This window comes from Citrobacter sp. C1 (genome assembly GCF_014596895.2).
Lineage (GTDB): Bacteria > Pseudomonadota > Gammaproteobacteria > Enterobacterales > Enterobacteriaceae > Citrobacter > Citrobacter gillenii.
Map to the genome: position 1 here is coordinate 4,101,069 of NZ_CP115035.1, position 18,813 is coordinate 4,119,881.

An 18,813-nucleotide genomic window follows, 5' to 3' on the forward strand; every position below is an offset into this window, starting at 1 on the left:
TAAGCGCAGCGCCATCAGGCATGCCATACCAGATTCACGCCTTCTTCCCCTTCCGCCAGTCCTTCCCGCGTAACAAAGACACCGGCTGCCGCAATCAGCATTTCGCCGTAAAACAGTAACGGCGTGGTATCGCGTCGCCAGGGCGGAATTCCCTGCTCCTGCCATATTTTTTTGAGCTTACGCCCACCGTTACGCCCGACAATGTGTAATAACCCGGGCGCTTTAAAGCGAATACTGACCGGTTCACCCACGTGCGGCATACGTAATTTTCCCGTTGGGAGTAACTGTACGTCTCCCAGCCCGGCAGGCAGCGTCAGCGGTGTTTGCCAGCATGACCACGGGATGACAGTTTCACTTTGCCCGGTAACGGATTTCACCCACCACAGCTGTGACTGATAGCGGCGGATTTCATATTCGCCTACGCACAAGCACGGCGCAGCATCTTCCCGCGCCAGCACCACTTCCTGCCAGATTCGCGCCAGCGCATCCCGGGATGGCATCGGTGCATTCAGCCCTGCCAGCCAGCGACGAAGCAGCGCTGCACGTCGTACATCGCTCATCGTCATTAATGGCTCAACTAAAAGGGTGTCCTGCTCGGTGACACACTCCGCTAAATCATTGGCAAGTAACTCATCCAACAAACGTTCCTGCTCGGCACACAGCACCGCACTGCGGGCCGCCGCTTCAGCAAAGTGCGGCCAGCGCTGTTGCAGTTGCGGGATTATACGTAGCCGCAGAAAATTGCGATCGTAGGCATCATCCTGATTACTTTCATCTTCAATCCAGCGTAGTCCATGCTCCAACGCCCAGCGTTCAAGCGCGTCACGCGTTTGCGCCAATAGCGGGCGAATAAGCTGGGTCCCAGCAAACGGTGAACTTTCCCCCATTGCAGAAAGTCCGGCCGGGCCGCTGCCGCGTTTGAGCGCCAGCAAAAAGGTTTCACACTGGTCATCAAGATGCTGGGCGGTCATCAGCACTTCACCCGGCAGCAGCGTCCGGGCAAAAGCCTGATAGCGCGCCCGCCGGGCCTGCGCCTCTATCCCCAGCCCGTCATCCTGAAGATGCACCCGTTCAACCACCAGCGGCACCTGCCATTGTGCACAAACCGATTCGCAGTGCGTCACCCATTCGTCTGCGTGCGGACTCAATCCATGGTGGATATGGATAGCGCGTAGTACGACGTCGGGGTGTTGTTTTCGCCACAGCACCAGTTGGTGCAACAGCACGGTCGAGTCGAGGCCACCGCTAAAGGCCACCAGGATATGGGGAGATGTCAGAAGTGAAGTGTTTAGTGTGAGTGTCGTCATGATGAGTACTTACTAGGGTATTGCCCGGCACGTTACCGGGCTACCGTTACAATGACAAGCCTTACTGCTCGTATAATTCAAGCGGTAATCCATCCGGATCGTTGAAAAAAGTAAAACGTTTGCCGGTAAAGGGGTCGACACGTACTGCCTCACATTTCACATTATGATTTTCCAGATGGGCTATCGCCTTTTCCACATCATCCACGCTGAACGCCAGATGGCGTAACCCGCAGGCTTCCGGTCGACTGGGACGGCAAGGTGGAAATGGAAAAGAAAAAAGCTCAATCACGTACTGCCCGTTCAGCGCCAGATCGCCTTTCCAGGAGTCGCGCTCTTCCCGGTAGACCTCGCTCATCAGCGTAAAGCCCAGCACGTCGCAGTAAAATGCCTTACTCACCGCGTAGTCCGTCGCAATAATGGCAATATGGTGAACCTGTTTTAATCCCAGCATAGCGTCTTAGCCTCTTTAGTTTTCTTTTCGCACGTTACTCGTCCGCGGTCGGTTCAGGCAAGCTGCGATGCCATTTTTAGGACTCTCACACGGTACACGCCGTCCTCACCCAGTTTAGCGCCATGAATATCCGTGTCGAATCCGGGATAATGATGGCCGACAGAACACAGCATCAACAGGAAATCGAGCACCGCCCGGCTGTCTTCGGTGATCATTTCCCCCGGCATCAGCAACGGTACGCCGGGAGGATAAGGCAGGATCATATTTGCAGAAATGCGCCCCACCAGTTGGTCAAGCGTCACCGTCTCCACCTCGCCTTTGATCTGCCGCTGCCAGGCCTGATGTGGCGTCATTTTCATTTCCGGTAGGGTGTCAAATGCCCGTAGCATTAGCCCGGAGAGATCGTGTTGGCGGATCAGATTGTGGATCCCCTGTGCCAGATCCTGAATACGCATATTGCGATAGAAATCCGGATCTTCAGCATACAAATCTGGCAGCATATTCTTCACACGCAAATTCAGATCGTACGAACGTTTGAACTCTGTCAGCCCACGCAGCAACCCCATCGCCCGGGTTTTATCAATGCCAATGCTGAACAAAAATAACAGATTATACGGGCCCGTTTTCTCCACCACGACACCGCGTTCGTCGAGGAATTTCGCCACCAGCGCCGCCGGGATCCCTTCGTCACTCATGTTTCCCTGTTCATCCATCCCCGGTGTCAGAATAGTCACTTTCACCGGGTCGAGGAACATGTGGTCGGCGTCGGCATCGGTAAACCCATGCCAGTCTTCACCCGGCGCTACGGGCCAGCATTCCGCTTCATCCACCTTTTCCGGCTGCCAGATATCAAAGAACCAGCCGTCCGATTCTTCCCGCAGTCGCTGTACTTCTTTGCGAAAATGCAGCGCACGCTCAACGGAGCGATTGATTAAGCGCTTGCCTGAGTTGCCGCGCAGCATTGCCGCCGCCGTTTCTATTGACGCGACAATCGGGTAGCTCGGCGACGTCGAGGTATGCATCATAAAGGCTTCATTAAAGGTCTCTTCATCGTAGTCACCTTTAATGTGGATCAGAGAGGCCTGCGACAGCGCCGCCAGCATCTTGTGGGTCGACTGGGTTTCAAAGATAACCTTACCAGGTACTCGTTCGCCGCTCATGCCGCTTTTCCCCTGATAGATCGGGTGAAAATGAGTGTATGGCACCCTGGCCGAGTCAAAATGAATAGACGGCACGTCCAACGTCTGTTTGATCCAGTTGGTGTTATACAGCAGACCGTCGTAGGTAGAGTTGGTGATCACCGCATGTACTGGCCACTGGGCCTGGACGGTCTCTCCGACTTTGCGCTCAATACTCTCACGGGTAAATTCACGTTTAGGTATGCCGCCAAGAATACCCAGCGCATTACGCGTGGGCTTCAGCCAGATGGGTACCACGTCGCTCATCATCAGCAAATGCGCCAGTGATTTATGACAGTTACGATCGATCAGTAACGTACTTCCGGTCGGGGCTGCATACATACCGACAATTTTATTCGACGTCGAGGTGCCATTCGTCACCATATAGCTCTGCTCTGCCCCAAAGGTGCGGGCGATATATTCTTCGGCCTCCAGGTGCGGGCCAGTATGGTCCAGCAGCGACCCCAGTTCGGTCACGGAAATGGAGACGTCGGCCTTGAGCGTATTGCCGCCAAAAAAGTCATAGAACAGGCAGCCCACTGGACTCTTTTGGTATGCCGTCCCCGCCATGTGCCCCGGCGTACAGAAGGTATACTTCCCTTCTTTCACGTAGGTGAACAACGCCTTGGTAAACGGCGGAGTGATGTTATCGAGGTATTCATTGGTGTACTGGCGAATACGGGTGGCAATATCGTCAGACTGGCCTAGAGCATACTCGAAAAACCACAGCGCCATGCGCAGGTCGTGTGCGCTGACATCCATCGTCGAATGGGTATTGATAAAGGCGTAAAGCGGCAGATATTCGTTAAGCTGGTTGATATCGCTACACAGCTCCAGGCTGTACTCATCCCAGTCAAAAATGACGCCGCAAATTCGCGGGTTGTGCTCAATAAATTTCAGCAGGTCGACGCTATTCTGCGGCCAGATAATCTGGAATCCCTGCTGCAGTAGTGCACGTTCAAGTTCCTTGATGGGCTCATCTTTATAAAAGACGCCATGCGGTCCCATGATGGCAATGATATTCATGCGTTCCTCCTGGAAAAACCTTAGTTAATCATAGCCTGGTCAAACCGCAGGTAAAAAAAAGGGCCACAGCGTTGTGGCCCTTTTCAGAATATATGTAGTTTACGCGTAACCGTAGCTCATCAGACGCTGGTAACGGCGATTTTTCAGCTCTTCCGTACTTAACACATCGAGATCGGCCAGATCGGCCAGCAGCTGTGCTTTCAGCGACGCAGCCATGACTTCTGGATTACGATGCGCCCCGCCCAGCGGTTCCGGTACGATAGAATCGATCAGCTTCAGCTCTTTCAGACGCGGGGCAATAATGCCCATCGCTTCTGCCGCCAACGGCGCTTTGTCTGCGCTTTTCCACAGAATGGATGCACAGCCTTCCGGGGAGATAACAGAATAGGTGCTGTATTGCAGCATATTCACTTTATCGCCCACGCCGATCGCCAACGCGCCACCGGAGCCACCTTCGCCGATAACGGTGCAGATAACCGGTACGCTCAGACGTGACATTTCACGCAGGTTACGCGCAATCGCTTCAGACTGACCGCGTTCTTCCGCGCCCACGCCCGGATAAGCCCCAGGGGTGTCAATGAAGGTAATGATCGGCATCTTGAAACGTTCGGCCATTTCCATCAGGCGCAGCGCTTTGCGATAGCCTTCCGGTGCTGGCATGCCGAAGTTACGACGAATTTTTTCTTTAGTCTCGCGGCCTTTCTGATGACCAATGATCATCACTGGACGACCATCAAGACGCGCGATGCCGCCGACGATAGCTTTATCATCCGCATAGGCACGATCGCCCGCCAGCTCATCAAATTCATCAAACGCCAGGCGGACGTAATCCAGGGTGTACGGACGCTGTGGATGGCGAGCCAGCTGGGCTACCTGCCATGCGCCAAGATCGGCAAAGATTTTGCGCGTCAGTTCTACGCTTTTTTCACGCAGGCGATGCACTTCTTCATCGATGTTAATATCCAGTTTCTCATCCTGACGGCTCACCGCAGTCAGAGAATCGATTTTTGCTTCCAGCTCTGCAATCGGCTGTTCAAAATCAAGGAAATTCAGACTCATAGTATTCCTGTATTAGTCAAACTCCAGTTCCACCTGCTCCGAACCAATAAGGCCACGGAGATCGTTCAGTAAACGATCGCTCGGAGAGACACGCCACGTTGCGCCAAAACGCAACCGCGCACGTGCATCCGCCCTCTGATAGTAGAGATGTACTGGAATTGTCCCCGAGCGGTGGGGTTCCAGAGACTGACGGAGTCGGTTTAAAAGCTGGTCATCAATTTGCCTGTCCGTCAGCGAGATAGCAAGCCCGCGAGCGTATTTTTCCCGGGCTTCGTCAATATCCATGACTTCACGGGCCATCATTTTAAGCCCACCGCTGAAGTCATCAAAGCTGACCTGTCCGCTGACGATAAGTATGCGGTCTTTTTCCAGCAAATGCTGGTATTTATCCAGGGCATCGGTAAATAACATCACTTCCAGACGCCCAGAACGGTCATCCAGCGTGCAGATGCCGATACGATTGCCGCGCTTGGTGACCATTACCCGCGCAGCAATGACGAGCCCCGCAGCCGTGGTAACTTTACCACGTTCTGTCGGATGCATGTCTTTCAGCCTGTGGCCTCCGACATAGCGCTCAATTTCTTTTAAATACTGGTTGATGGGGTGTCCCGTCAGGTAAAGCCCTAACGTTTCACGCTCACCATCTAATACCACCTGCTCCGGCCACGGCGTGCAGTTGGCATAGGATTGTTCAATTTGTTCCGGCTCTTCGGCCAGAACGCCAAACATATCGGCCTGACCGATGGCTTCGGCTTTTGCGTGCTGATCGGCGGCTTTAAGCGCGTCGTTCAGCGAATTCATCAGTGCGGCGCGATGCGGGCCAAGGCGGTCAAACGCCCCGGACATGATCAGTTTTTCCAGCACCCGGCGGTTTAGCTTTTTGATATCCGTACGGGCACAGAGATCGAACAGCTCGCGGAAATAGCCACCTTTGTTACGCGCTTCAATAATAGCTTCAATGGGGCCTTCACCCACGCCTTTTATCGCGCCGATGCCATACACAATCTCGCCATCATCATTTACGTGGAAATGATACAGCCCGGAGTTGATATCCGGCGGCAGGATTTTCAGTCCCATACGCCAGCATTCATCCACCAGCCCGACCACTTTCTCAGTGTTATCCATATCAGCGGTCATTACCGCGGCCATAAACTCGGCGGGGTAATGCGTTTTCAACCATAGCGTCTGGTAAGACACCAGCGCATAGGCTGCGGAGTGCGATTTGTTAAACCCGTACCCGGCGAATTTCTCCACCAGGTCAAAGATTTTGATCGCCAGCTCACCGTCTACGCCGCGCTTTCTCGCCCCTTCTTCAAAGGTGCCGCGCTGCTTGGCCATTTCTTCCGGCTTTTTCTTACCCATCGCACGGCGCAGCATATCCGCGCCGCCAAGAGTATAACCAGACAGCTCCTGGGCAATCTGCATGACCTGTTCCTGATACAGGATAATGCCGTACGTCGGCTCCAGAACAGGTTTCAGGCACTCATGCTGCCATTGTACATCCGGGTAGGATATTTCTTCTCGCCCGTGCTTACGGTCGATAAAGTTATCTACCATTCCCGACTGCAGTGGGCCTGGGCGGAACAACGCCACCAGGGCTATCATATCTTCGAAGCAGTCAGGCTGCAGGCGTTTGATCAGATCCTTCATGCCGCGAGATTCAAGCTGGAAGACGGCGGTTGTCTCCGAGCGCTGCAGCATATCAAAACATTTTTTATCGTCGAGCGGGATGGCGGCGATGTCAATCGGCTCCAGTCCCTGCTTTGCCCGACGCGGGTTGATCATTTTCAGCGCCCAGTCAATGATCGTCAGCGTACGCAGACCCAGGAAGTCAAACTTAACCAACCCGGCGTATTCCACGTCGTTTTTATCAAACTGAGTGACCGGATGAAGACCTTCTTCATCACAATAGAGCGGTGCAAAGTCGGTAATTTTAGTGGGCGCAATAACCACGCCGCCCGCATGCTTACCGGCATTACGCGTGACGCCTTCCAGCTTACGCGCCATGTCGATCAGCGCCCTGACCTCTTCGTCCGCTTCGTAGATCTCTGGCAGCTGCGGCTCTGCCTCAAAGGCTTTTGCCAGCGTCATCCCCGGATCGGGTGGCACCAGTTTAGAAATCCTGTCGACAAACCCGTACGGATGCCCCAGTACGCGGCCCACGTCGCGGATAACCGCTTTTGCGGCCATCGTACCAAAGGTAATAATCTGTGATACCGCGTCACGACCATACATTTCCGCCACATGTTCAATCACCTGGTCGCGTTTCTCCATACAGAAGTCAACGTCGAAGTCAGGCATCGAGACACGTTCCGGGTTAAGGAAACGTTCGAACAGCAGGTCAAATTCCAGCGGATCGAGATCGGTAATTTTTAGCGCATAGGCCACCAGTGAGCCGGCACCGGAACCACGGCCAGGTCCGACCGGCACGCCGTTGTCTTTCGACCACTGGATAAACTCCATGACGATCAGGAAGTAGCCCGGGAACCCCATCTGGTTGATAACCTGAAGTTCAATGTCCAGGCGTTCGTCGTAAGGTGGGCGCTTCTCTTTGCGTTCGGCTTCATCCGGGAACAAAAACGCCAGACGCTCTTCCAGACCTTCTTTCGATTTTTTAACCAGATAGTCTTCGGTGGTCATATCTCCGGTCGGGAACTGCGGCAGGAAGTATTCACCCAGACGCACCGTCACGTTACAGCGCTTGGCTATCTCGACGGTATTTTGCAGCGCTTCCGGAATGTCGGAAAACAGCTCGCACATCTCTTCTTCGCTGCGCATATACTGCTGCGGCGAATAGTTGCGCGGACGTTTCGGATCATCGAGTGTGAAACCATCATGGATCGCCACGCGGATCTCATGCGCGTCAAAATCTCCGGTTTCAAGGAAGCGAACATCGTTGGTCGCCACCACCGGCAGACCCCGCGTTTCGGCCAGCGCCACTGCGGCATGCAAATAATTCTCTTCGTCCTGCCTGCCGGTACGGATCAGTTCCAGAAAATAACAATCGGGGAAATGTTCTTCATAAAACGTGACGCACTCATCAACCAGCGCGCTGTTACCGCGTAGCAAGCTCCGTCCGACGTCGCCCATGCGACCACCGGAAAGTAAAATTAAGCCTTCTTTTAAATCAAGCAACCAGTCTCTGTCGATGACCGGTCCTTCGGATCCATAGCCACGTTGATAGGCTTTTGATATCAACAACGTCAAATTCTGGTAGCCCGTATTATTGGCCGCCAGCACCGTTAGTTGCGTCAACTCGTCGCCAAACTGCTCGCTACGGACATGAAAATCAGCACCAACAATCGGTTTAATGCCAGCACCGTGACCCGCCCCGTAAAACTTCACCAGACCACACAGGTTGGTAAAATCGGTGATCGCCAGTGCAGGCATGCCCAACGCGGCCGCCTTTTTCACCAGCGGCCCCGTTTTTGCCAACCCATCAATCATGGAGTAGTCGCTGTGCACCCGCAGGTGGACGAAACGTGGTTCAGACATCTTCAGATTCCGGTTTACTTATTCTTGCCACAAGAATCAGGACGTGAGTCCCAGTGCGCGTTTAACAGGGCCAAAGCTGCGACGGTGGTGTTCTGTCGCGCCATGCTCTATAAGCGCCGCCAGATGAAAAGCTGTTGGGTAGCCTTTGTGCTGCGCAAAGCCGTACTGCGGGAAAACCGTATCCAGCGTCGCCATCTCCGCATCGCGGGTGACTTTCGCCAAAATAGACGCTGCGCTGATTTCCGCCACGCGGCTGTCCCCTTTCACCACCGCCATCGACGGCATCGGCAATACCGGGCAACGATTACCGTCAATCAGCACGTATTCAGGCGTAATGTGCAAACCGGCCACCGCGCGCTGCATGGCCAGCATGGTGGCATGCAGAATATTCAGCTCGTCGATTTCATGCGGTTCCGCCCGTCCCAGGCTCCAGCTTAACGCTTTTTCTTTGATTTCATCGTAAAGCGCCAGACGACGCTTTTCAGAGAGTTTTTTGGAGTCGTTCAGACCGACTATCGGACGCGCTGGATCAAGAATAACAGCAGCTGTCACCACAGCCCCGACCAAAGGGCCTCGTCCTACTTCATCCACACCCGCCACTAAATGCGTATGTGGATAAACAAATTCAATCATTGTGCTAACTCCAGGACTGCATCCGCCGCCTGCTCATCAGCATTACAACGGATCTGCTGGTGCAGGTCGCGGAACGTATCGTGCATCGCATGGCTGGTTTTGCCATTCGCCAGCAACGGCTGCAGCGCTTTCGCCAACGCCTGCGGTTCGCATTCATCCTGCAACAGCTCTTTGACTAATTCTCTTCCCGCCAGCAGGTTCGGCAACGAAACATAATCGGTTTTCACCAGACGTTTCGCCAGCCAGAACGTGAAGGGTTTCATACGGTAGCCGACAACCATCGGGCACTTCGCCAGCATACACTCCAGCGCTGCCGTGCCTGAAGCCAGCAGCGCTGCATCGCTGGCAACCATCGCTTCGCGTCCCATCCCATCAAGCAGATGTACGGAAAGTTCCGGTGCTACCTCAGCTTTAATGCGCTCAAACTGTTCTCGTCGTTTGGCATTCACCAGCGGCACGACCACTTCGAGATCGGGATACTGCTGGCGTAGCAACTGTGCTGTTTTCAGAAAATCAGCGCTAAGCATCTCCACTTCAGCGCCCCGGCTTCCTGGCAATAGTGCCAGGCAGTGCGCATCATGGGGAATACCCAGCACGTCGCGAGCCGCGTTTTTATCCGGATCCAACGGCATGGCGTCCGCCATGGTGTGGCCGATAAAGCGGCACGGGACATTAAATTTGTCATAAAACGCTTTTTCGAAAGGCAGAAAGGCCAGCACCATATTGGTGGATCTGCCTATTTTGAAAACGCGTTTCTGTCGCCATGCCCACACGGAAGGGCTGACGTAATGAATGGTTTTAATGCCCTGTTTTTTCAAGTTCCCTTCAAGGGTAATATTAAAATCAGGTGCATCAATGCCAACGAAAACGTCCGGCTTGAGATCGGTAAAACGACGAGTCAGATCGGCGCGAATATGCAGTAAACGGCGCAGGCGTCCGAGCACTTCAACAATGCCCATTACCGCCAACTCTTCCATTTCGTACCAGGCTTCACAGCCTTCGGCCTGCATCAGCGGACCTGCCACGCCAACAAAACGGGCATTGGGTACACGCGCCTTGAGTGCGCGAATTAATCCGGCACCAAGAATATCGCCGGAGGTTTCTCCGGCGACGAGGGCAATCGTTAATGGACGCTGCTCAGTCATTAACGAATCAGGCCACGCGTTGAGCGTTCAAAGAAATCACTGAAAGCCTGAACATCCGGGTACTGCTTCGCCAGCTCGGCGATTTCCGGCTTCACTTCTTCCAGAGTTTTACCACTGCGATACAACGCTTTATAGGCGTTACGGATCGCGGTAATCGCTTCACGGGTGAACCCGCGACGCTTCAGACCTTCGATGTTGACGCCAAATGGCGTGGCATGATTACCTTGGGCGATAACGTACGGCGGAACGTCCTGAGCAACACCAGAACAACCACCAACCATCACATGTGCGCCGATGATGCAGAACTGATGCACCGCCGTCATCCCGCCGATGATAACGAAATCATCCAACGAAACGTGTCCGGCAAGCGTGGCGTTATTCGCCAGAATACAGCGATTACCAATCGTACAATCATGCGCAACGTGCGCGTTGATCATCAGTAAGTTATCGCTGCCCACCTTCGTCAACCCACCGCCTTGCACTGTGCCACGATGAATGGTGACGCTTTCGCGGATGCGGTTGCGATCGCCAATTTCCACGCGGGTCGGTTCGCCAGCATACTTCAGATCCTGGTTTACTTCGCCGATGGAGGCAAACTGATAGATCTCGTTATCGCGACCAATTTTAGTATGGCCATTCACGACAACGTGAGACTTCAGTACGGTACCCTCACCAATTTCAACGTGGGGTCCAACAATACAAAAAGGTCCAATGTGGGCATTGGCACCAATACTGGCGCCCTCTTCCACAATGGCGGTCGGGTGAATAAAGGCGGATTTATCAATCACGTATTAGGCCTCCCGGCTACGGGCACACATCATCGTTGCTTCGCACACAACTTTACCGTCAACCAGTGCAACCCCTTTAAAACGGGTCAGGCCACGGCGCGTTTTCTCGAAAGTGACTTCCATGATCATCTGATCGCCAGGTACGACAGGACGCTTGAAGCGTGCTTCATCGATACCAGCGAAATAATACAGCTCGCCTGGCTCCAGTTTTCCTACGCTTTTAAACGCCAGAATACCCGTTGCCTGGGCCATTGCTTCCAGAATCAGCACGCCAGGGAAAATCGGTTTACCCGGGAAGTGGCCCTGGAAGAAAGGCTCGTTAACGGATACATTTTTCACTGCGCGCAGAAAACGACCTTCTTCAAAATCCAGCACACGATCAACCAGCAAAAACGGAAAACGGTGCGGCAGAAGTTCTAAAATCTCTTCAATTTGCAGAGTATGAGTGTTAGTAGTCAAAATACTCTTCCTGTCAAAATATACTAAAAGGCAATAATAACACGGCCTGTCGCAATCGTATGAATGGGACAGGCCGAAAAGTCAGACGTGCAAAAAAGGTGCTTTAGTCTTGTTGATTAACCTTGCGCTCAATCGCTTTGAGGCGCTTGCTCATATCATCAATATTCATCACCAGTGCAGCTGTTTTACGCCATACCTTGTTGGGCTGTAGCGGAATGCCTGAGGAATAGACGCCTGGTTCGGTGATAGGACGCATCACCATACCCATACCAGTGACCGTGACTTTGTCGCATATTTCCATATGCCCATTGATCACACTGGCGCCGCCAATCATGCAGTAACGGCCAATCTTCAGGCTGCCCGCCATAATGACGCCACCGGCTACCGCCGTATTGTCGCCAATCACAACGTTATGCGCAATCTGGCACTGGTTATCAATGATAACACCATTGCCGATCACGGTATCGTCCAGAGCGCCACGATCGATGGTCGTGCAAGCGCCGATCTCGACACGATCGCCAATAATTACGCGACCAAGCTGTGGGATCTTCACCCAATTACCACGATCGTTCGCATAGCCAAAGCCGTCAGATCCGACAACGGTGCTGGACTGGATCAGGCAATGTTCACCGATCTGGATATCGTGATAAATCGTCACATTCGCCCACAAGCGTGAACCTGCGCCGATTTTTGTGTTTTTTCCGACGAAACAGCCTGCACCGATAACCACGTTATCGCCCAGTTCTACGCCAGACTCGATGACCGCATTTGCGCCAACAGAGACATTGCTACCCAGCTTTGCCGTCGCATCAATCACTGCACTGGGTGCAATGTTCTGTGCCGGCTGAGGCGTGGTATCTAAAATTTGCGCCATTCGTGCATAGGTCAGGTAGGGGTTCTTCACTACCAGCGCAGCACTCTTAGCAAAAGGAAGATCGTCCTGCGTCATCACAACGGCAGAAGCCTGGCACAGGCTTAAATGCTCACGGTACTTAGGATTCACCATGAACGTAATATTGCCAGTTTGCGCAGATTGCATGGACGCTACGCCGGTGATGACGATATCGCCATCACCGTGTAATTCTGCATCCAACTGCTCTGCTAAATCAGCCAGTCGAATTGAAGGCATTACTTATTTAACCTGTTTCAGTACGTCAGCGGTGATGTCTTTAACATCGCTGCTGTTGTAAGCAACGGTGTTTGCGTCAACGACCAGATCGATGCTCTGGCTGCTAGCGACAGATTTCACGGCTGTCTGGATACGCGTAACCAGTTTGCCACGTTCTTCGTTGGAACGACGTGCACGATCCTGCTCAAAAGCTTGCGCTTTCTGAGAGAAAGTCTGGCGCTGAGCCATAACGTCTTTTTCCAGCTTAGTACGATCGCTACCTGCTTTCATGGATTGCAGACGCTGCATTTTAGATTGCAGATCGGATTCCATGCGCTGCAGTTCGCTGGCGCGGCCTTTGAACTCGTTTTCCAGCGTATTAGAAACACCAGTCTTCTGTGCAACCTGTTGGAACAGGCTACCCATATTGACGATTGCAATTTTGTCAGCAGCCTGTGCGGACGTTGCCATCGCTAAACCGAGACCTGCAGCTAATAACCACTTTTTCACAATAAACTCCTTACCATCCCATTTGCACCCGAAGGTACAGTTCTTTGCGTGGCCAGGCGACCCCATTCAGGATCGCCTAAAGTCATCGCTACACTACCACTACATTCCTTTGCGCAGAACAATTACCAGGTTTTACCAATGTTAAACTGGAACTGTTCTGATTTGTCTCCATCGTACTTTTTGAACGGCTGGGCGTAGGAGAAGACCAACGGCCCTAATGGGGACATCCATTGTAACGCGATACCCGCAGACATACGGATATTGTTCGGATCGCTGTAGTCTGGATAGCCAGAATACTTCGCAGAATCCCAGTTGGTATCCCAGACGGTACCCATATCCCAGAAGAAGGAGGTACGGACCGAGTTAGCATACTTGTCGCTAATAAACGGCGTTGGGGTAATAAACTCCAGGCTGGCGACAGCCATGGCGTTACCGCCCACTGCATCGTCTGATTCACACGGTGACTTATTGGTGGTGTCACATTCGTTGTCATAATCGTCATCATCATTATAACGATTTGCCGGTAAATAGACGGCTTTTGGACCAATGGTGTTGGACTGGAAGCCACGCACGGTGCTGGAACCACCGGCATAGAAGTTCTCATAGAACGGCATTTCTTTGCCGCTTAATCCATCACCATAACCCCACTTGGTACGACCCAGAACAACCCATTTATGGTCGTCATCAATCGGTACGTAGGTCGCGGTATCCAACGTCGCTTTGTAGTATTCGTTATCAGAACCCGGAACGGTGACTTTACCGTTCAGGTTAATACGCGTACCTTCCGTTGGGAAATAGCCACGGTCCAGCTTGTTATACGTCCAACCGTAGTTGAAGGTGAAATCGTCTGATTTGAAGCTATCCGCATCAGGATCTTCACCCATGGAAACCAGATAACGTTGCATTGCAACCTGTGGATCCATGTTAGACAAGGAGTTATGCACGTAACCCAGGCCCGCACGCAACGTGTTGTATTCGTTGATCGGGAAGCCCAGCGTGACGTCTGTACCATAACTTTTGTTGGTGTAGTCAGACAGGTCTGCATCATCCGCTTCAAAGTCGTTATAGAAGACGCGGCCACCAAGGCTCACACCATCCACGGTGAAGTACGGGTTGGTCACAGACAATTCAGTATAGGTCTGGTAATCGTTTTTGGTGCCGTTAATGCCGACAGAATACCCGGTACCTAACCAGTTATCCTGCTGAACGCCCGCCTGGAAGCTCACGCCGCTTTCGGTACCGTACCCGACGCCGAAGTTAAAGCTACCGGTGTTACGTTCTTTCACCTTGTAGACCACATCAACCTGATCCGGACTGCCCGGAATACGCTGAGTATCGGTGTCGACTGTTTCGAAATAGCCCAGACGATTCAGACGCTCTTTACCTTGATCGACCAGATCGCTACCCAGCCAGGCACCTTCCATCTGGCGCATTTCACGACGCAGGACGGAATCTTTAGAGGTATCGTTACCTTCAAAGCGGATCTTACGCACATAGAAACGGTTACCCGCATCCACGTTTACGCGCAATTTAACCGTCTTATCGGCATCGTTGATTTCAGGCTGCGACTGTACGCGCGGGTAGGCATAACCGTAGCGACCCAGAAGCTTCTTGATATCATCTTCCATTTTGGTCACTTTGGTGCCGTTATAGAGTTCACCCGGTTCGATTTTCGTCAGGCTCTCAATTTCGGCAGAGTGTCCAGCCAGGTTACCGCTCACCTGTACCCCAGAAAGCTTGTACTGCTCGCCTTCTGTAATGTTGACGGTGATGTAGATACCTTTCTTATCCGGCGTCAGGCTGACCTGCGTGGAGTCGATATTGAAGCGAGCATAGCCGCGATCCAGATAGTAACTACGCAGGGTTTCAAGGTCGCCCGCCAGTTTCTGTTTCTGGTATTTACGATCGCCCACCACGTTCCACCACGGCACTTCATCGCGTAGTTGGAAGTGAGAGATCAATTCGTCGGTTGTAAAGGCATGGTTACCGACGATATTGATCTGTTGGATCTTCGCCGAGACACCTTCCTGGAACACCAGTTTGAGGTCAACGCGGTTACGCGGCAACGGCGTCACCACCGCTTTCACACTGGCGCTGTACTTACCGACGCTATAGTAAAAATCTTCCAGGCCTTTTTCGATATCGGCAAGCGTGGTGCGATCGAGAGACTCGCCAACACGCACGCCAGACGCCTCGAGGTTTTGCTTCAGCATGTCATCTTTAACCGATTTGTTACCGGAGAAAGTGATGCTGGCAATCGTCGGGCGTTCTTTTACCTGAACCAGAAGGGTATCACCATCGCGCAGGACGCGGACATCCTCAAAGTTACCGGTGGCGAACAGAGCACGAATGGTATTACTGATATCTTCATCATTAACCGTGTCGCCTGTGCGCACCGGCATACTGAGGAGAGCCGCACCAACGGCGACTCGCTGTAGGCCTTCGAAATGAATGTCCTTCACGACGAACCCTTCAGCACCGTATACGGTGGCGCTGCTAAACAGCAGCGACGCTATGAGCAACTTTTTCATCGCCATCGTTATTATGCGTTCTTCCTAACACTCTCTTACAACCGAGAGAAATCATTGAAAAGTGCAAGCCCCATTAACAACACCAGCAAAATCGAGCCAATGCGATAACTAAAGTCTTGAACCCGCTCGGATACCGGACCGCCCTTCAGCTTTTCAATCGCCAGGAACAGCAGATGCCCCCCGTCAAGAACGGGCAACGGAAACAGGTTAATTATCCCTAAGTTCACGCTGATAAGCGCAAGGAACATCAGGTAATAAATCCCCCCGAACTCCGCTGACATCCCAGCCCCCTGGGCGATAGAAATCGGCCCACTGAGGTTGTTCAGTTTCACATCACCGGTAATCAATTTTCCCAGCATACTGACCGTCAACTTCATCAACTGCCACGTTTTATCCGAGGCTTCGAGGATGGCGCCGAATGGTCCATACTGGCGTACAGTCTTATACTCATCAGGCAGAGGAATAATTTTAGGCACGACACCCGCAAATCCCTCTTCCTGACCGTTACCCGGTTTTGAGTCCGGAGTTAACGTCAAAGACAAGGAACTCCCCTGCCTTTCAATTTCTAGCGCTAACGGCTTATTCGGATTATCACGCACCAGCGTCACGAACGTCATCCATTGCGTGAGCGGCTGACCATTGACTTTAACGATCCTGTCGCCAGCTTGCAAACCCGCCTTACTTGCTGCGGAGTTAACCTGTACTTCTGACAGCACCGGTTCAATCTGCGGACCGCGTGGACGAATCCCTAAACTCGTAACGGGATCCTGTTTGTCTGGCTCAAATGCCCATTGGCGCAAATCCAGCGTTTTGTCCTGTCGCTGGTTGCTGCCAAACGGCGCCACGCTAAGAATGGTCTGCTCATCGCCAATTTTAGCGACCAGCTGCAATCTCACGGTATCCCAATCAGGGGTTTCGATACCATCAACCGCTTTTAGTTCCGTACCTGGCTGAATTTGCGCCTGTGCGGCAATCGAGTTGGGTGTTATTTCACCCACAACCGGACGAACACCAGGGACGCCGATGATAAACACCAGCCAGTAAGCAAAAATAGCGAAAAGGAAGTTTGCAATCGGACCTGCGGCAATAATGGCTGCACGCTGCCCAACCGTTTTGTTGTTGAACGCGTGGTGGCGCAGTTCCGGCACCACCGGTTCTGCACGCTCATCCAGCATTTTGACGTAGCCGCCGAGAGGGATCAGGGCGATGACGTATTCGGTACCCAATCTATCAGTGCGCCGCCACAGCGCCTTTCCAAAACCAATGGAAAAACGCTCAACGCGAACACCACAGCGCCGGGCAACCCAGAAATGACCAAATTCATGCACGGTGATAAGCACACCGAGTGCGACGATGAATGCAGCCAGATTCCAGAGAATACTCAGCATAAGACCATCCGTTAAAGCGTCCTGAAAACCAGTAACAGCAAGCAAGCAAAGACCGGTACCGCAGCCGTCAGACTATCAATACGATCCAGAATGCCGCCGTGCCCTGGGATTAAGTGACCACTGTCCTTAATACCTGCTTCACGCTTAAACATACTCTCAGTCAAGTCACCCAGCACCGAAGCCAGGACCGCAACAATAGAGCAAATGAGCAAGGTGACAGGCGCGACATCAAGATTCGCCCACATACCATAACCCCATGAGATCACAGCCGCAGTGGCGAGTCCGCCAATAAAACCTTGCCAGGTTTTACCCGGAGAAACCTTCGGCGCCAGTTTATGTTTACCAAATAACTTGCCAAACATATACGCACCGGAATCCGCTCCCCAGACGAGGATCATGACATACAGCAGCCATACTGCGCCACTATAATGATTCTCATCATAATGCCAGGCACGTAGCGCCAGCATTCCCCAAAAGAAAGGGATAATGGTTAAGATGCCGAAAATGATGCGTAATATCTTTGAGTTACGCCAGACAGTCGCCGAACCTGGGTAAAATAACACCAGCAATAGTGCAACGCCCCACCAGCCCAACGACGCCCAAAGCGACACTTCGACCAACGGCTGATGAATATTATGATGATATTCAGGCAGTAAAAACAGCATCAGTGCCAGCAAAAGCCCGCACAGAACCGCCAGCCAGACTCGCTGTGTGCGAGTGGTGAAACCGCTTAACTGTCCCCACTCCCACGCGGCCAACATACATACGACCAGCGTAACAATGGCGAACCCCACCGGCGGCAATAAAAACAGCGCCGCGATGACAACGGGTATTAAAACAAAAGCAGAAATCAGGCGATACTTCAGCAAAAGCGACCCCCATCAGGCTTTTTCATCACCGGGTTCGGTCCCGCCGAAACGACGCTCTCGATTAGCAAAGGCATGCAGCGCACCTTCAAAGTCTTGTTCATCGAAATCGGGCCAGAGAACATCCGTAAAGTAAAGTTCAGCATAGGCAATTTGCCACAGCAAAAAATTACTGATGCGATGCTCTCCCCCAGTCCTTATCACTAAATCCACAGGAGCCAGTTCATTCATACAAACTTGCTGACCAAGCATTTCTTCGTCAATTTGCTCAGGGCGCAGCAGACCATCTTGCACCTGTTGCGCCAGTTGCCTGACTCCCTGGACAATGTCCCAACGTCCGCCGTAATTCGCAGCAATATTCAGCGTTAACCCCGTATTCTGGGCTGTAAGCGCTTCCGACTTGCGAATCCGTTCTTGCAAACGTGAGTTAAATCGACTGATATCCCCGATAATACGCAGACGAACGTTATGGCGATGCAGGTTTTTCACTTCACTATCAAGCGCCCACACGAATAATTCCATTAACGCGCTCACTTCCTGCGCAGGTCGGTTCCAGTTCTCACTGCTAAAGGCATACAGCGTTAACGCATCAATACCGTTATTGGCAGCAAAAGAGACAGCCCGGCGGACGGATTTTGCTCCGGCCTTATGCCCAAAGGCGCGAATCTTCCCTTGCTTTTTCGCCCAGCGGCCATTGCCATCCATAATAATGGCTACATGGCGACAGCCATGTGCTGGCAAATTTTCGCTTAATGGTTGAGTTGCAGACAACATAACGCGTTTTTAGTCCCTGAAAGGATTTAACGGTACTCAGGAATACTGAAGCCTCTACACAAAAAAGCCGTGTCAAACCACGGCTTACCCGACCG

Annotated in this window: 15 protein-coding genes; all 15 read right to left on the reverse strand. The window is 52.6% G+C overall.

The window, feature by feature from the left end:
- Positions 1–14: 14 nt before the first annotated feature.
- Complete coding sequence (gene tilS / locus IB214_RS19760) at positions 15–1,307, reverse strand: tRNA lysidine(34) synthetase TilS (RefSeq protein ID WP_117342281.1); 1,293 nt, start codon at positions 1,305–1,307, stop codon at positions 15–17.
- Positions 1,308–1,368: 61 nt separating this feature from the next.
- Positions 1,369–1,758, reverse strand: a complete 390-nt coding sequence (locus IB214_RS19765) for a VOC family protein (RefSeq protein WP_096758225.1) — start codon at positions 1,756–1,758, stop codon at positions 1,369–1,371.
- Between the two features lie 53 nt (positions 1,759–1,811).
- Complete coding sequence (gene ldcC, locus IB214_RS19770) at positions 1,812–3,962, reverse strand: lysine decarboxylase LdcC (protein ID WP_117342282.1); 2,151 nt, start codon at positions 3,960–3,962, stop codon at positions 1,812–1,814.
- 99 nt (positions 3,963–4,061) lie between these two features.
- On the reverse strand, positions 4,062–5,021 hold the full coding sequence (accA, locus tag IB214_RS19775; RefSeq protein ID WP_096758227.1) for an acetyl-CoA carboxylase carboxyl transferase subunit alpha: 960 nt from the start codon (positions 5,019–5,021) through the stop codon (positions 4,062–4,064).
- A 12-nt stretch (positions 5,022–5,033) separates the two neighbouring features.
- Positions 5,034–8,516: a DNA polymerase III subunit alpha gene (gene dnaE, locus IB214_RS19780; RefSeq protein ID WP_096758228.1), complete on the reverse strand. Its 3,483-nt coding sequence runs from the start codon at positions 8,514–8,516 to the stop codon at positions 5,034–5,036.
- Between the two features lie 36 nt (positions 8,517–8,552).
- Complete coding sequence (gene rnhB, locus IB214_RS19785) at positions 8,553–9,149, reverse strand: ribonuclease HII (protein WP_115259391.1); 597 nt, start codon at positions 9,147–9,149, stop codon at positions 8,553–8,555.
- On the reverse strand, positions 9,146–10,294 hold the full coding sequence (lpxB, locus tag IB214_RS19790) for a lipid-A-disaccharide synthase (protein ID WP_096758230.1): 1,149 nt from the start codon (positions 10,292–10,294) through the stop codon (positions 9,146–9,148). The genes rnhB and lpxB overlap by 4 nt, the downstream gene beginning before the upstream one ends.
- The gene (gene lpxA / locus IB214_RS19795; RefSeq protein WP_096758231.1) at positions 10,294–11,082 is read right to left on the reverse strand and encodes an acyl-ACP--UDP-N-acetylglucosamine O-acyltransferase; all 789 of its coding nucleotides are present in this window, start codon (positions 11,080–11,082) and stop codon (positions 10,294–10,296) included. Before lpxA ends, lpxB begins: the two co-directional genes overlap by 1 nt.
- Before the next feature lie 3 nt (positions 11,083–11,085).
- Positions 11,086–11,541 (reverse strand): 3-hydroxyacyl-ACP dehydratase FabZ, encoded by a 456-nt coding sequence (gene fabZ, locus IB214_RS19800; RefSeq protein WP_000210739.1) that lies wholly within the window; start codon positions 11,539–11,541, stop codon positions 11,086–11,088.
- Positions 11,542–11,644: 103 nt separating this feature from the next.
- Positions 11,645–12,670 (reverse strand): UDP-3-O-(3-hydroxymyristoyl)glucosamine N-acyltransferase, encoded by a 1,026-nt coding sequence (gene lpxD, locus IB214_RS19805; protein WP_115259393.1) that lies wholly within the window; start codon positions 12,668–12,670, stop codon positions 11,645–11,647.
- A 3-nt stretch (positions 12,671–12,673) separates the two neighbouring features.
- On the reverse strand, positions 12,674–13,159 hold the full coding sequence (skp, locus tag IB214_RS19810) for a molecular chaperone Skp (protein WP_115259395.1): 486 nt from the start codon (positions 13,157–13,159) through the stop codon (positions 12,674–12,676).
- A gap of 122 nt (positions 13,160–13,281) precedes the next feature.
- A complete protein-coding gene (gene bamA, locus IB214_RS19815) occupies positions 13,282–15,696 on the reverse strand; it encodes an outer membrane protein assembly factor BamA (protein WP_117342283.1) in 2,415 nt (804 codons plus the stop codon).
- Positions 15,697–15,725: 29 nt separating this feature from the next.
- On the reverse strand, positions 15,726–17,078 hold the full coding sequence (gene rseP / locus IB214_RS19820; RefSeq protein ID WP_096758235.1) for a sigma E protease regulator RseP: 1,353 nt from the start codon (positions 17,076–17,078) through the stop codon (positions 15,726–15,728).
- 11 nt (positions 17,079–17,089) lie between these two features.
- Positions 17,090–17,947, reverse strand: coding sequence for a phosphatidate cytidylyltransferase (gene cdsA / locus IB214_RS19825; RefSeq protein WP_115259400.1), 858 nt, complete (start codon positions 17,945–17,947; stop codon positions 17,090–17,092).
- Positions 17,948–17,959: 12 nt separating this feature from the next.
- Complete coding sequence (gene ispU / locus IB214_RS19830) at positions 17,960–18,718, reverse strand: (2E,6E)-farnesyl-diphosphate-specific ditrans,polycis-undecaprenyl-diphosphate synthase (RefSeq protein WP_115259402.1); 759 nt, start codon at positions 18,716–18,718, stop codon at positions 17,960–17,962.
- Positions 18,719–18,813: the final 95 nt, after the last annotated feature.